At 56.8% G+C, this 14476-nt stretch carries 10 protein-coding genes and 1 pseudogene; 6 read left to right on the plus strand and 5 right to left on the minus strand.

Translation table 11 applies throughout. The features are described from left to right. Positions 1–106 precede the first annotated feature (106 nt). Complete coding sequence (locus tag ATY77_RS19340) at positions 107–4195, minus strand: hypothetical protein (RefSeq protein WP_141103948.1); 4089 nt, start codon at positions 4193–4195, stop codon at positions 107–109. A 487-nt stretch (positions 4196–4682) separates the two neighbouring features. On the opposite strand from ATY77_RS19340, the gene ATY77_RS19350 reads away from it, so the two are divergent. The 4 genes from ATY77_RS19350 (at position 4683) to ATY77_RS19365 (ending at position 8964) form a co-directional block, all read left to right on the plus strand. Then, complete coding sequence (locus tag ATY77_RS19350) at positions 4683–5048, plus strand: restriction endonuclease (protein WP_088688430.1); 366 nt, start codon at positions 4683–4685, stop codon at positions 5046–5048. Between the two features lie 153 nt (positions 5049–5201). After that, complete coding sequence (locus tag ATY77_RS19355) at positions 5202–5762, plus strand: hypothetical protein (protein WP_141103949.1); 561 nt, start codon at positions 5202–5204, stop codon at positions 5760–5762. An 89-nt stretch (positions 5763–5851) separates the two neighbouring features. After that, the gene (locus ATY77_RS19360) at positions 5852–7486 is read left to right on the plus strand and encodes a VPA1262 family N-terminal domain-containing protein (protein WP_141103950.1); all 1635 of its coding nucleotides are present in this window, start codon (positions 5852–5854) and stop codon (positions 7484–7486) included. After that, positions 7486–8964 (plus strand): hypothetical protein, encoded by a 1479-nt coding sequence (locus ATY77_RS19365; protein WP_141103951.1) that lies wholly within the window; start codon positions 7486–7488, stop codon positions 8962–8964. The genes ATY77_RS19360 and ATY77_RS19365 overlap by 1 nt, the downstream gene beginning before the upstream one ends. A gap of 254 nt (positions 8965–9218) precedes the next feature. Here ATY77_RS19365 and ATY77_RS19370 read toward each other — a convergent pair whose 3' ends face one another. Next, entirely contained in the window at positions 9219–10391 is a 1173-nt protein-coding gene (locus ATY77_RS19370; RefSeq protein ID WP_088688434.1) for a hypothetical protein, read from the minus strand. Between the two features lie 99 nt (positions 10392–10490). Beyond that, the gene (locus tag ATY77_RS19375; RefSeq protein WP_190237657.1) at positions 10491–11636 is read right to left on the minus strand and encodes an RHE_PE00001 family protein; all 1146 of its coding nucleotides are present in this window, start codon (positions 11634–11636) and stop codon (positions 10491–10493) included. A 198-nt stretch (positions 11637–11834) separates the two neighbouring features. Between ATY77_RS19375 and ATY77_RS19380 the strand changes: the two genes are divergently transcribed. Continuing rightward, complete coding sequence (locus tag ATY77_RS19380) at positions 11835–12989, plus strand: site-specific integrase (protein ID WP_088688435.1); 1155 nt, start codon at positions 11835–11837, stop codon at positions 12987–12989. A gap of 81 nt (positions 12990–13070) precedes the next feature. On the opposite strand, the gene ATY77_RS19385 is transcribed toward ATY77_RS19380, so the two are convergent. Both ATY77_RS19385 and ATY77_RS19390 read right to left on the minus strand, forming a co-directional pair. Further along, the gene (locus ATY77_RS19385; RefSeq protein WP_088688436.1) at positions 13071–13397 is read right to left on the minus strand and encodes a helix-turn-helix transcriptional regulator; all 327 of its coding nucleotides are present in this window, start codon (positions 13395–13397) and stop codon (positions 13071–13073) included. Beyond that, on the minus strand, positions 13390–13755 hold the full coding sequence (locus tag ATY77_RS19390) for a type II toxin-antitoxin system RelE/ParE family toxin (RefSeq protein WP_088688437.1): 366 nt from the start codon (positions 13753–13755) through the stop codon (positions 13390–13392). Before ATY77_RS19390 ends, ATY77_RS19385 begins: the two co-directional genes overlap by 8 nt. 137 nt (positions 13756–13892) lie before the next feature. Between ATY77_RS19390 and ATY77_RS19395 the strand changes: the two are divergent. Next, positions 13893–14189 (plus strand): annotated as a pseudogene (locus ATY77_RS19395) (recombinase family protein); the annotation flags it as partial. Between the last annotated feature and the right edge of the window lie 287 nt (positions 14190–14476).

Consider the following 14476-nt stretch of genomic DNA (forward strand, 5'->3'; position numbering starts at 1 on the left):
CCATTGCCACCGACCGCCGGACATGTTGCCCGATTAACCAGGTCTCGATCAATTCAAGTTTTGTGCGCCGGTTGACATGCTGCTTGACACATGGCTGCGGCCGCTATCATTCCTTTGTGCTCTTCGGCGCGGTTTTGACCGTCGCTTTCTTTCGAGTTGGAGCCCTCTTGCGCTTCTCGCCCGCGTTTGGACGCGCAACATCCAACACGATCACCGATATCTTACCTTCAGATTCCGATGGTAGGTCGTCGACAAGCATGGCCTGCAGTTCTTCGGCGGTGGCAGGAGCTTCTTTCCGGTCGCGTCTTGCTGGCACTCTGTATTCAGAGCCGAACCAGAAAACTAGATAAATGCCGTAGCCGAAAGCGCCCTCGTCCGCAGCGTAACCCGTCAACTGCTCGATGGGCGCACTCCACAGCTCTGAATTGTAGTGCCGTTTGGCTTCAATTGGAAGGTTTTTGCCTGCATGCGTTAGGAGCAAAACGTCGGCACGTGTACTTTCAGCCCGCCGAGCCTCTGGAAGAGATGCCGCAACACCGTAGCGCTCCAATCGAGACCTAAGAAGCTCAAGAAGTCGATCCCGATCCTCGTTTTCGATTTGAGGTTTGGTCGCAGCGCCCGTGTGGTCGGTATTCCAATAGCGCTTCCATGGCATTTCGCTGCCCGTCCGAAGGCTCGCCCTATATCGTTCGATTTCCTCCATGACGACTGCTGCAAGATCCGCTGGGTTCGCGGGTGGCCCGCCGCTAAGTGCAGCTTTCAATTGCGAAGCGGTCGGCGCAACGAACATGCTGTCTCGCAACATCGAGGCATGCTCCGCAGCTGCGTGACTCAACACCGGGCTCCAGCTTGGGTCGACGCCCGGAATGAGCGCCTTCAGGAGTTTTCCGGCATCCGCGCGACTTGACGCACTGAGGCGATTGATTGCCGCCCGAACAATGCGGCTTGAACTATCTGGATTGGCCCAGTCACGTTCTTCTGCAGGCTGATCCCCACCGAGCGCGGCTATGCGGAGATAGTCAAGCTGATCGAGATCAAGAGATAGCTGATTGTATTTTTCGACCAGGTCGCCATTCGGAGCAAGAAGCGCGGCACCAACCGCCTCGCGTGAATGGCCGATGGCGAATCTGACAGGGTCAAGCGCCAGATCGATGAAACTCCATAGCCCTGTCGCTTCCGCGTCGAGGGTGCCACCGAGCGCATTTGCGACAAGCTCCAAAATTTCATCTCGCGTCAAAAATTGAGCGGACGCGCTTAAGGCCTGTCTGAGCGCGGCCGGTGGCAGATTTGGTCGCTCCTTTAAGAGTGCTTTCAAGACCTCTGAGACCAATTCGTGCTCGTTCGATTGGGACAGGTAGTGGATAGCATCGAGGTCGGAATCGCCAGCATCGAGAGCAGCGTTCCAATAGTTCAGAATCTCGTGTTTCCCTACAGCGGCGTCGCGCGCGAGATGCCCCATCGCCCAATTCGCAAGCGACGGTTTCTCGTCTCCGCTGAAATAGTTCTGCCTCAGGGCTACAATTGCGGTCACGGGAGGGCATTCTGAGATTTCTTCGTCCCTTCCAGCCAAAATTGCCTGGTGAATGCCGGCGGCGACCACATACTCGTTATGGAAAGCCCTATTTTCCGCTTCGGCTTTTCCCAGATCGCTTGAGGTCAGTTTAATATCAGCGTGAATCGCAAATTGAACGAACCCTTCCGCGATCGCGGACTTGATCCGATTGTTAGTATATTTCTCAATCTTCGCGAGCGGATCTTCCTTCTTCCGGATGACTGCGTTTCGATAATGCTGAGAAGCCCACCGCAGGACCCCCAATTCGCTCTCGCGTCCCGCCGCAATTGCATTCATCTTGGGTGTCATGTCTGCAATGTTATGAGCTCGGGCTTCCTCATTATCCGCAAGCTCCTTCGCTTGACGCTTTGCCTCCTTTTCCTTCCAATCTCTATTTGGGTCGGTGCGCAGTGACGTTATGAAATCGCCAAAGCCGCCCTCTTTCTCCAGGGTTTCAACAATGCGCTTTTCCCAGATGGGCCAATGCGTTTCAGTCCGCACGGCGTATGCCGCGACCTCCAATAGCCGTCGGCGATATGGTCCTTCGGGGGTGCTCTCGGCAAGGTTGATCAGGTTTTCGATCAGCGTGTCCGACGGAAGCCTGCGCGCGATGGTGATGAAATGGTTTGTAGCCATCCACGCGCCTTCACCCTCTTCGCCGCTTTCCATCAAGACGGTAAAGAGGTCGAGTTCTCTTTGATTCGTGTCCCGACCAATCCAAGCGTTGATTGACTTCGACAGATCGTCGTCAATTCGCTCCCACTCATATTCGCGCGTATTCCGAATCCAGGACCAAAGTGTTCGCGCATCGATGTCGAGATTTGACGCGATTGCCGAGGATAACGTCTGCTGCAAGAAGTGCCGCACTTCGACCTTGTGACCACGGTGGTCGTCCGATTCACCGATCATCGGTTGATCAAACAGATCGCTGCGAGGCGATTTCATCAGTCCCATCATCAAGGAGAGCAAAGCCCCCGAGTCTTCGCTTTCCCCTGGGGGAACCGGGGGAAGTCGATCTAGGTCGGAAAGCAGCCCCCGAATCTCCTCCAGTTGGAGCTGCTCGGGCTTGATGCCGGAAAGCAGATTGGCTCGGAGCGAAACCTGATCGTAGTTGACCGGGGTAGCAGCGATCTCGCGGAATAGCTGACGTCTGGCCGCAGTTGGATCGGTCTGGCCCTTGATCCACGCCTCGGACGTGCGCAATCTCTGCCAATGTGGACGGGTCGGCGCGATTGAGATTTCGTGCAGCTTTACCTGCATGCCGACAAGAGGCAGACCATCCCCTAATGCCTCGAGTACGGTGAGCTTAAGGTGGCTCTGTGCGTCACTATCGAGAATGGCTATGAACTCGTCGACAAGATCGTCTGACGCCAGACCGCCAAGCACGGTGGCACCATCCCGCGATGACAGAAAATATGGATCGTCGCGATCCAGATTGTTTAGAATAGCCTTCCGACCGGCCGCTTTGAAGGCAGCCGCATCGCCGTAGGCTAAAACGGTTGCCGCATCTCTCTCAATCAACCGGATCGCTCCGGTTTCATCGCCCTTCTGTGACAGGCCTGCGGCAAACCAAGCGTACAATCCCCTTAGCTCACTCGGCGCCTTTCGATCGTTGCCTGTGATGAGCGCGGCAGCACGACCAAGAGGAAATGGAAGGCTGCCTGAGGAACCAGAAACCGCCCCAGCAAGATAACGGCCGGCAAGAAATTCGGCGACGGTTCTGTGGGAGGGTTCGAAACTTTGCCCTTCACCACGAAAAATGGCCGTATCCAATGCGAACGCCGCGCGGGCTCTATCGACTCCGATTGCATCGACGGTGACATAGCCTTCGGCTTGCACTCCAGTGGCAAGCGCGTTTGAACGCCAGATCCTGCGGGCGCCGGTCGCCAAAAGGTAAAAGCACAGTCGCTCGGCGTCAGCGATGATCTCCTCGACGCCTGGGCGGGGATCTAGGACGCGCTGAGGATCGTGTTCGTGCGCGAGAGCATCGATGGCTCGCTCGAACAGCTCAAACCTCGTTGCTGGCCAGACACCATCCCTGCGCACAACAGAATGAAGAAGGCTGAGGCTAAGAGGATTTTCGAGGGATGCTATTGCTCCCCTGCCGCGCGTGTCGGCTATGAATTTTTCGGGGTCAGGCTCTCCCAATCCGGCAAGGACAGCTTCCGCCTCTTCGTCGTCCAGAGGAAGAAGATGAGCGACAATGATTGGCTGGTTGTTCGCCGCCCGTCGCATTTGCTGGAGATCACCTGCGGCCCTCCAGTCCTCGGCCCGGCAGGTAAGCCGCCAACGCCCGACTGTACTGTTGGAAATCGCCGTGGCGAGCTGAAGTAACTTGTCCTTGCCGCCATCTCCCGCTCGATACTCATCGAGAGCATCGAGATACGCCGTCTGCGAACTGCTAAGAGCGACGCCGTTCATGACCTCTCGGCATGTTACGACCTCGCCGCCTTCCTGCATTGCTTCATGCTGAAGTGCTGTCGATTTTCCGACCCCGGGCTCCCCAAGCAAGACCACATATGGTCTGTCTCGTAATTCGCTAAGATGAAATTCAACGGTTTCGCTCTCGAGGCGAATGTTAACCCGTCGGTCGAGTGGCACAATGGTCATGACATCAAAGGTAGAGTTGATCGTTGCCCGCAATCAATTCCTAGATGAGATGCTCAACAATTTTATTGCGCGAGGCAGTGCCGCAGGCCTCAAGGATCAGGTCGGGATAATCGAGTGCAGCTCGGCTCGCTGCTGGCGTCAATTGAGTAGATCGACCTTGCGGCGCGCTACCGTTGGGTCAGTCGCGGACACCGGAGATCGCAGGCAATCGGCGCTCCTTCTCGCTCAGCCAACGTCGCTTGCGCCGCATACCGCCTCCGCGGACTTTGCGGCACATTTGCTACATTTGCGGGCGATGGCCACGGAAGCCATCTCGAATCGGAAGACGTTTCGACGGCGGCACTCAGACTAGCGCGGCAAAAATAGCACCCGATTTAAGGTCGGACCTCGCGATATTGTCACGCTTTCGACCTTCTGCTCTGTTCACAACTTTTTGCTGCAATCTCTTCATTCGTACTTGGCAGCAAACGATTTGCAGTGTGCAACTACAGCGTAAAATTATTCCCGACACGGGGCGGCGATGATCTCAGAAGACAAATACATTGAAATGCTGGCCGCGGCGCTACAGCGCGCGACCATTCCCGACGCCGATGTTCAGTGGAACGTCAAAGTTGGAACTCGGCAGTTCGACGTACTGGCGACCATCGCCGCTGGAATGCATAAGATTCTAATTGGATATGAAGTCAAAAACAAAACGCGGCCGGTCGCGGTCGACGCGATCGATGCCTTCGTGACGAAAACCAGGGACGCTGGTGTAAACAAGGCGGTGTTCGTCAGTCGATCCGGTTTTCAAAGTGGCGCTATAACTGTGGCGGCCAAACATAATATCGATCTGTTCCAGATCGACCTCTTGCCTGACGGGCTTCCGGGCGTTTCGAAGACCTAGGCTCATTTTGTGATAAGTCGCGGTGCAGCTCGCCCATTCGAAGGTTTGAAAGTATCCGTCGTCGACGAAAGCTACAGAACGAATGCGGTAGAGACTGTCCACATCATCTATGAAGATGGACGAGTGATCACTTTGCCCGACGAGCCATCGCAGATGAACTATCTGATCACGAAGAGCAAATTCAGATCAGGGCTATCGCTGAAAGATGTCATCGATCCTGTTGTCGATGAACTCGTCCCGCTTGGAACAGTCATCGATCGATCCATCTCTGTTCGTGATCATCTTATCCCCCCCGACGAGTATTTTCTAAATTCCGGCAAGACGATGGAAATCAAACTCGTCATACGAGGGATCCAAGCAATGCTCTTGTCATCGAATGCCACCGTGGAACTGACGACCGCTAAGTCGAAGGTCCGATACTCTAATCTTACGACAGGTGAGAATATCGAGGTCCCGGCTCATCAGTTGCCTGTGGGCGGTGACAGCTTTCGTGTCGGCGCCTTCTATTTCACTTATGAACCGTTGATATATTATTACTGCGACCGGATCGACGGCGACATTGCCCAATTCTATCTTGTCGAGAGTTTCCAGTCCGGAGAACTCGTACAGGCCCTCTTCAAGCTATCGACGAACTATAGCCGCTTTTACATCGAGCTGACGGATCGAGACATCATCACGCGACTCGAAGCGCGCCTAAGGAAGCTGAAGCAATGAGGGTGGGAAGCATATCCCCTGCAACTGCGCCCTGTTCAATCGGCGCGCTCGCCGCTCCATTTCCGCAAGCACCATGGGGCATGTAGTCGATGTATCCCAATGAAACTTCAGCCCCTCTGCCAAATATCGATTCCTTGAGGAAGGCCACCGCCCATGGTGTACTCGGCTTTTTTCGCCGAGCCGAGGTCATCGAAATCCTAGCCTTCAAAAAGGGCAATGCTCAGCCTATCAACGTCTTCACCTTGGTTGCCATCGATGAAGAGGAACCAACGAAGACGAACACGAGCCCACAGTTTCTCAATGAAAAGCGACTGTCGCTTCCCGGCCTCAGTGGTATTACGTTCGGGGTATGCCGCTATGAGCGAACGATAGAGCATCTCCTTCAGGCCATAGAGCGCCTCACGCGCGACCACATCTGGGACTTGTCGGGCAAGGCGGTGCTTCAGGAGGCCTCGACAGCCCAGCCGCCGATTTTTGTGTCGCCGAATTCGTTCCAAGAGATTCCCATCAATTCAATCCTGAAGAACAATTTCTGGAACGGGAGCCACGTCTTCGAATGGGCGGATGCAGAGAAACGCCTGATCTCTCATTTGCTGACCGAACCCCAACGCCTGCAGATGCTGTCGGAAGCGATCACGGAATATCTCCCTATACGGTTGGCGACTTTGTCGGACCGGATCGGGAATATTATCGTGCAGGTACCAGTGAATATTTTGATGACCCGTTTTTCCGGAGCTCAGCATGGTGACTTCGTTCTGGAAACAGGATGGCATCCCCGGGCGAAAGCGCGTCCTTTACGCACGACGATCGAACTTGAGTTCGACAACCTGATCACCGGCTACTGCTCCGCTGTCGTTTTGAACGAACGCACGGAGCTGTCGATGCCGCCAGGTTCCGGATCGCACCGCGCCACCCTTTGGGATGATGAGCACCAGTTGCTGCTCGCCGCAACGGGTCCAAGCGCCTTTGTTCGTAGCGTTCATTTGAACTTTCAGCCAATTGCTCCCGAGCCCCGTATCTTTTCGTTGCCTGATGGCAAAGGCGGCGACACGCCGCAGAGGGTGTCAATCCATACCTCTATCGAAAGCCTGGTGGGTGCGGTCGATTCCGATGAAAGAGGCGGCTGGACAGAGGGGCGAATTTATAAAAGCGAAACCGCGCGCCAGGCAAAGGAACGTCAGTTTGTGCAATATCTTCCCGAGCCAGGACGACAGCGAGAAGAGCATGATAGGGCTGTTGCCGACATCAGAAATCTGATTGTCAGATACGGAGAATCCGGAGCGTGGCTATGGGATCCGTACCTTAGTGCGCTCGACATCTTGGAGACACTTTTCTTTTCGCCCCATCATGGAGCTGACCTTAGAGGCTTGAGCGCTCGCAAAACCGCTTGCGAGGACGACTGTGTCGTAGTCGAAGACGATTATATGTCGCGGCAACAAGCGCAGTTTGGCTCTTTCGCAGGGAATTTATACGGATTGAAGCTCGAATTTCGCGCCAGAAGTGGACCAGCCGGGTGGAATTTCCACGATCGCTTCCTGATTTTTCCGCAAAAGAGAAAGGGCGCTCTGGCCTGGTCGCTCGGTACTTCGGTCAACAGCCTCGGCAAGGCGCATCACATCCTTCAGCGAGTCGACGATGGCCAGATCGTCATGGACGCCTTCGACGAGTTGTGGAGAGCGCTTAACGCTCCCGAACACCTTGTATGGAGAAGCACAGGTGCATAGTGGTCATTGATCAGATGTCTAAGGACGAGCTGGCGGACCTCCTTGCGAATCGTCGAGGGCGCGCGCCGACTGGGTTGTTGGCAGCACTCAGCGTCAAGGCGGATCCGCTGTCAGCTCTGGAGACCGTACGTTGGCAAGACGAGATCTGGCCCGCGGTTGTAGAGGACTTCGGGATACTCGCTGAGAGCCCTCCTCCTCGCATCTTCCATGGCGATGAGACAGCCAGACTGTGGGCCGAAAGCGTGTCGTGGTTGGTTGCGGGAATTGCCGCCTGGTCCAAGGCAGAAGATGAGCGACTTGTTATGCTATCGGCCCTCCTGATAACCGCCGACATTTGCGGCGGCCGACGAGGCCTTTGGGAGTTGCTGCCGGATGACTTCGCACCGTCTTCCGATTTTCTCGATATAATCGAGAGATATGTCGCGCAACGAAAAATAGTGTTTGAGCCCCGCGGAAGCGCCGTGGCGCCGATATGGGAGCGAGAGTTCGTCGACGCCTTTCAGCAAGCTGACAGCGAGGGCGACTGGCCGAGAGTAGCAACGATGTGGCCCTCAATTGAACAGGCAACTTATCGTCAGGGCGGGTTGGTGAGCCCTCTGGCCTTCCTAACGCGATATGGCTTTGAGCGACTGGTTCAGGCAGTCAATGCAATCGAGCAGGTTGCGGCAACAATGGAGGTTATTGATGCGTTACCGCCACGGCGGCGGCTGTCTCTAGCGCTTGCCAGCCCGTCGAGTCGTTTACGATTCTGCGTAACCATGCGTAGCGTACGGGCGGACGCACGACGTGATGCAACCGCTTATTCTTTGGACGAGCTGACAGAGCTTCTCGTGAAGGTAGCTGCCAGAGGCGATGAATGGCGTAAATGGATGAAGGCTTTCAACGCCTACCCGTCTCGTTACCCCCACCTCCATAAAGCTCTCGGGAAAGCGCTTGCGATGTCGTCGCCCGAGGCAATGTTGATCTATCTGGAATCGGTTTCCCTGCAGCCAAGCCCCCTTACGATGCGTGACGAAGGGCGGAGATGTGTCAGCGATTGTTTGCGTACCTTTGACGAATGTGCCTCCGAGTCCGATCGCGCATTAGCCTTGGCAAAGGCGTTTCAGCTTTGGAACGAATGGGGATTTGCATCACGGGATCCGTCTATTCATCTGACTGGCATCAACAGATCTGCCCTGGATTATGCCATCGTGCGGTATATCGAGGTTTGCATGGACGAAGAGCAACGCCAAGCAACCTTGTCAAATATCCGGCAAAACCTGTCGAAGGTGGATGTCCGATGGCATGCAAGCGATGTCGACTGCTACAGTGAGTGGAATCGTTTGTTGTCTCGATTCCAGCCCTATGCTCATGCAATCTCCCGGCAAGAAGGACGAGATGACGCCCTAGCCGAGAAAATATACTACCCGTTTGACCCAACACAATCACTGTATCACGTCATTCAGTTTCACATGACAGATCCCATTCGAAATCTCTGATTCGGATCAAGGTTGATGCTTGTCTCAGTTATAAGCCCGATCGGCCCAGGATATCCTCCCGCTTTCAGATAATCGATACCGTTTGTTCTGGCGCGTATATTTAGGATCGACCGTGAGGCCGGTCTCTTCAAGCTCAGGATTCGTCATCGACGCGGTGAAGATAATTTGACGGGAACCCTAAGCGTTCTTCGAAGGCCGAGAGCGGCGCACTCCGACCGTGAATTCATGAGGCCTTTGCCGCTGATAGGGTGCGATCAGACCTCATCGCCATTTGTATTCAGAAGCGGTTTTCTAAACTTCTCGGGGAAAATGACAATCCGGTCGGCGGCCTTGGGCCACAGAACCCGCGCACTTCCCCACTGACTTGCCGTCGACAGTTCCGGATATCCATCAGAGAATGGATGACCGTGCTCCTTTGCCGGCTCGAAATAGATATGAGGATGGCTTGTGATATCGTCGCCAAGCTCATCAATCTCGACGATCGAAGAAAAGGGAACGACACCCCACACCTCAAACCACGCCTTGTTCTTTTCAGGGAGCGAGTGCCAGAAGGCAAAGAGTTCGGCACGATCGTCACCGGCTGCATCCGTTCCGCGCCAAGGATCAGCGTGGGTGCCGAGGCGGGCATCATTTAAGGCGTTCGCCAAGTCCCAGTTTTTATCCTCGTCGCCGCGGTAAGCGAAATAACGTCGATGTAGACACTCCAGTCCTCGGAACGTCATCTTTGGCCGAGAATACACCCACCATGCATGGTCGTCGGAGCCGTCAGAGGCATAAGGATAGCTTTCGTCGGCAACATCCCGGAGAAGGATCTCGTACTTGTCCGTAATTGCCCGTTTGAGCTTGCGCTTAATCGTAGTTTGCGCGCGCAGGCGCGCTTGATCGGAGCGGCGTCGAATTGTCAGGGACAGGCCAAAATAGGCAAAAAGAAGATGATCGTTCTTTGGCTGAAAGAGTGCGTCCTCCAACTCCGCCTTTCCCCAAAGATAAAACTCACCAATGGAATTTTTGGCGCACCAGGATCGAAAAGCGTCTCGTGCCCGTTTCGAAAAATCTGAACAGGCGGCAAAGATCAGACCGTGTAACTGTGATCGTTCCACCGGAGGAATGGCGTCGAGATAGCTCAGGAGTTTGCCGGGACCGATCGCGCGCTCACGCTTGCATTGGACGAGCCAGATCCGATCGCCAGACTGTCGCAAGGCGATCTCTTCATCTTCATCGCTTGTCGCATCGGCGAGTGATCCGTCGGCAACTTCCCATCCCCTGGCATCGAAACCGTCGTCACCGCCAAGGCGTCCCGTGGGCTCCAGGGCGCGCCAAGCTCGGAAATCATAGAGCACCTGCCGCACCAGATCCTCGAAACGCTTAGGTTCGAGCGCCTCAAACTGCAGTGGATTGACCGTCCGTGTATACTTCGGTGAAACCATCGTGCTTAAACCTCAAAATATTGAGCGACGGCGATACCCGTCGCGTAGGGTGGCACCAATTCGGCGGATTCAATACAGACCATCGAGTCCAAATATTGGCTAAACTATCCCCCATGCCCGAAACCTCCCCCTCCCCGTCATCTCCCTGAGGCCGAGCTCCAGAACGATCCGCCGCGCCGCCTGCGGCGTCACATCCAGCGTTTTCGCCACCATCCCGGCCGACACCAGCGGCTTTGACATTACCAGCTCGACCAGCTCCGGCAGTTTTGAAGACGTCCGGCGTCCGTCCAGCTTTCGCTCAAACATTGTTCGCGCCAGCGCCAACCGGTCGTGCTCTTTCATGCCGAGTTCGGCGGCCGCCAACAATCCATGGGCGATGGCGAGCAGCCGGGTTTCGCGATCGCGATGCCGGCGCCGATCGACAGCAATAGTTTTCAGGCCGAGGTTGATGGCGGCGAGATGTGCGCCGCTGGTGATGCCGGCTTCTCGAAGGATCGAGGCGGCAAACAGCCGGCCGAGCCAAGGCGCGTGCTGCAGCACGGAGAGTTCGTTCCAAGCATCGAGGGCAACAATCGCCTGCAGCGCCGCCGGCAGATGTTCGGCCTGCCGCAGCACGCTGCGCCATTCGTCGAGCCGCCCATCCTCGTCCCAGTCGAGATCATAGATCATCGGGTCCTTCTCGGCTGCAGTGCGACCTCTGGCCCCGCCAGCCCGGGTTGCGTTCTCGATTGCGGCCGACGACCGGGCCAGCGTCGCATCGATGGCGGCATAGTCAATGTCGGGCAGATTTTCCTCGTCATCACCATCCCCCTCTCCTTGCGCGTCGATGGTGACCACGGGCGTGGTAACACCGGCCAGCGCCACAGCTTCGGCGCCGCCCGCGCCAGTGTCCGACGTTTGTCGCAAAGTCCGGATACCGTCGGCTGAAAGAGCCCAGTCGGGCGACTGCCCGGAAATCCGTCGGCGGGTTCGCAGCACGTCGCGGGCGATGGTGAGCTCGTGGGTTGGGGTGCGGGTATCGCGAAAGGCGTCGTGGAGGACGAGGTCTTCGAGATGGACGAGTTCGCCGTCGATCCACAGCGAGGCGCAGGCATCGGCGAAATGCATCCTCTCGATCCAGCCAGCGCCGACGGGCGAACGGGCGATGCGCTCGTCGAGACGCGTCAACTCGAGGCCGGCTCGAAAAGCCGGGTCCATCAAGGTACTCATTGGTAATTTCGCGAGATCGTAAGTCATTGAAATCATGGTAAACGATTTGCTAAACGAACTCTATCTTAAAGTTAGTATTCCATAGTTGGCATGACGGTGAGTCATTGACCTCACTTCCGATAAGTCATGCTTATCGGACGTTATTGCTATAACGCCGCAAATCAGTGAAAACGGGGTAAAGCGCAGTCGCTGACGCCATGCCTACAGCCGGATTTCCCCGCTTCAGGAGGACCAATGGACATTCTCGCTCCGAAATCAGCGCCGGACGCCATCGCCCGCCGGGCCGAAACGCTCGATACCATTGCCGCGGTGCTGCCGATCGACCGACGCGACAAGCTGGCGGAAATTCTCACCGACCAGGACGTCGAGACGCTGCGGCACCTGGTCAACGAAGGCATGGGCGACAATACGCTGCGGGCGCTCGCCTCCGACCTCGGCTACCTCGAGGCCTGGTGCCTGGCGGCGACCGGCAGCCCCCTCCCATGGCCGGCGCCCGAGGCGCTGCTGCTGAAATTCGTCGCCCATCACCTCTGGGATCCACGACGCCGCGAGACCGACCCGGAGCACAGCGTGACGGCCGAAGTCGAGCAGGCGTTGCGAGACGGCGGCTTTCTCCGTTCGATCGGGCCGCACGCGCCGGACACGGTGCGCCGACGGCTGGCCAACTGGTCGACGCTGACCAAGTGGCGTGGTCTCGACGGCGCCTTCGCCTCCCCTGCCCTTCGATCGGCGCTCCATCTCGCCGTCCGCGCCGTACCGCGGCAACGCCGCCGCAAGAGCGCCAAGGCGGTGACATCAGAGGTGCTGGCCAAACTGCTGGCGACCTGCAGGTCGGACAGCCTGCGCGATCTGCGCGACCGCGCCATGCTGATGGTCGCCTTTGCTTCCGGCGGCCGCCGGCGCAGCGAAGTCGCTGGCCTGCGGAAAGAACAGCTGACGGTCGAGGCGCCCGTTACCGGCGACGACGGCAGCCCCCTCCCCTCACTGTCGATCCATCTCGGCCGCACCAAAAATTCCGGCGCCGGCCAGGACGAGGTCGTCTATCTCACCGGCCGGCCGGTCGAGGCGTTGAGCGCCTGGCTGGCCGCCGCCAAGATCGACGGCGGCAGTGTGTTCCGGGGGATCGATCGCTGGGGCCATGTTTCTCGGCGGGCGCTCGATCCGAAGGCTGTCAACGACATCGTCAAGCAGCGGGTCAGGATGGCTGGGCTGGAGGTGGGGGAGTTTTCCGCGCACGGGCTGCGGTCAGGGTATCTGACAGAGGCGGCCAACCGTGGCATTCCCCTCTCCGAAGCGATGGAGCAATCTCGCCATCGCTCGGTCCAGCAGGCATCGAGCTACTATAACAATGCGACGCGTAGAAGCGGGCGAGCCAGTCGGATGCTGTAGCTGTGGCTCTCGGACATGCACCTGCCCTTCCGGCGAACACGGTAGGGCTATAGGGGCCATGCTTAGCGAACAACGGCTGGTTCAGATCTTTGAACCGTGTCGGGAGCGCTCCGCGATGCTAGACAGATCGACTTTCTTGCCCGCGACATCCGCGACGATCTTCAAAGTGCCTCCGAGGGATTCGACATAATCGCGGAGCGTCGACAGCTTCATGTCGGCGCGCTTCTCCAGTCTGGAAACATTGGTCTGCTTGAAACCTGTCGCAGCAGACACGTCTTCTTGTGTTCGTCCGGCAAGTGCCCGCAGTTCACGCAGATTATGAGCGGTCACGAGGTCCTCGGCGCGCTTTGCAATGGCGCGCTGTTCATCCTCAGGCAGCGTTTGTATCAGCTTGTCGAGATCATCCATGCTTCTTCTCCAACTCGCTCAAATGCTCGTCGTACCGTTTGTCCGCCAGATCGATCAGCCGTTTGTAGAAGAGTTTCTGGCTCACACCGCTCTTCGCACCTCCGCAGAGGACGACCGCCTTTCGCTCCGGATCGAAGGCAAAGGCGAACCGCCATTGTACCTTCAAGACCTTGACGCGAAGCTCTTTCATGTTCGCGTGTCTGGAGCCTTCGAGGGTGTCGACCTCAGGTCGTCCCAATCGAAATCCTTTCTCGCGAAGCAGCACCAGATGCGCGAGCAATTCGACCCGGACATCGGCTGGGAGGTCTGCGATCTCGCCTTTGAAGCGATCATGAAGCTCGACCTTCCATTGCGTCATTTCATATCCTGAACGATATAGATACTTTGGGATATATAATCCGTGTCTCTCCTCGACGCAATAGGGTTTGCTTCGTCGAAGAGACGCTCACAACATCATTTTTCTCACGCATTTCTTATCTGTACAAAACACATCAAATGGATCGCTGGAAAGCCGGATGGCAACGTCCTAAACCTATGAAGCGGCTCATTGGCTATGTTCGCGTCTCTACTGACGACCAGGCCCATGACGCCCAGATGAACGAACTCCGCGCCGCCGGCTGCGATCGGATTTTCCAGGAACACGGTTCCGGGGCATCGCGTGCTCGGCCGGTGTTGACGCGGCTGCTTAGAGAGCTCAGCGCGGGAGACGTCCTCGTCGTTGTCCGTCTCGACCGGGTGGCCCGATCTGTCAGCCACCTCCTGCAGGTGATCGAGGACCTTGAGGAACGCGGAGCTCGTCTCCGGCGAGGTTTCGAAGCTTTCCCTCCCTTCCCTGCAGGCCGTGATCGCTTTTCTTCGGAGGTACCGATTCGGTATCGTTTGGGATTGGTTATGTCATTTTCCTCGGCACGAATAAGATGGACCGGGATCATCGATAGATGTTGGGCCGTTTTTCGCACGACTTCGGGAAGACTGCTTTGAATCCAGAGAAAGATGTAATTGCCTGTCTTTCACCGGATGTGCGCGCGTATCATTGATTCCACAGGTGAGAACCGTCACTGTATTAACCACTTGTTAAC

Origin of the sequence: Rhizobium sp. R634 (assembly GCF_002211305.1) — a bacterium.
Classification (GTDB): Bacteria; Pseudomonadota; Alphaproteobacteria; order Rhizobiales; family Rhizobiaceae; genus Rhizobium.

Bases quoted from the DNA above. Each gene is read 5' to 3' on its own strand.
- ATY77_RS19350 (WP_088688430.1), top strand. From the start codon at position 4,683: ATGATCTCAGAAGACAAATACATTGAAATGCTGGCCGCGGCGCTACAG.
- ATY77_RS19355 (WP_141103949.1), top strand. From the start codon at position 5,202: ATGAACTATCTGATCACGAAGAGCAAATTCAGATCAGGGCTATCGCTG.
- ATY77_RS19360 (WP_141103950.1), top strand. From the start codon at position 5,852: ATGTATCCCAATGAAACTTCAGCCCCTCTGCCAAATATCGATTCCTTG.
- ATY77_RS19370 (WP_088688434.1), bottom strand. From the start codon at position 10,391: ATGGTTTCACCGAAGTATACACGGACGGTCAATCCACTGCAGTTTGAG.
- ATY77_RS19375 (WP_190237657.1), bottom strand. From the start codon at position 11,636: ATGATTTCAATGACTTACGATCTCGCGAAATTACCAATGAGTACCTTG.
- ATY77_RS19380 (WP_088688435.1), top strand. From the start codon at position 11,835: ATGGACATTCTCGCTCCGAAATCAGCGCCGGACGCCATCGCCCGCCGG.
- ATY77_RS19385 (WP_088688436.1), bottom strand. From the start codon at position 13,397: ATGGATGATCTCGACAAGCTGATACAAACGCTGCCTGAGGATGAACAG.
- ATY77_RS19390 (WP_088688437.1), bottom strand. From the start codon at position 13,755: ATGACGCAATGGAAGGTCGAGCTTCATGATCGCTTCAAAGGCGAGATC.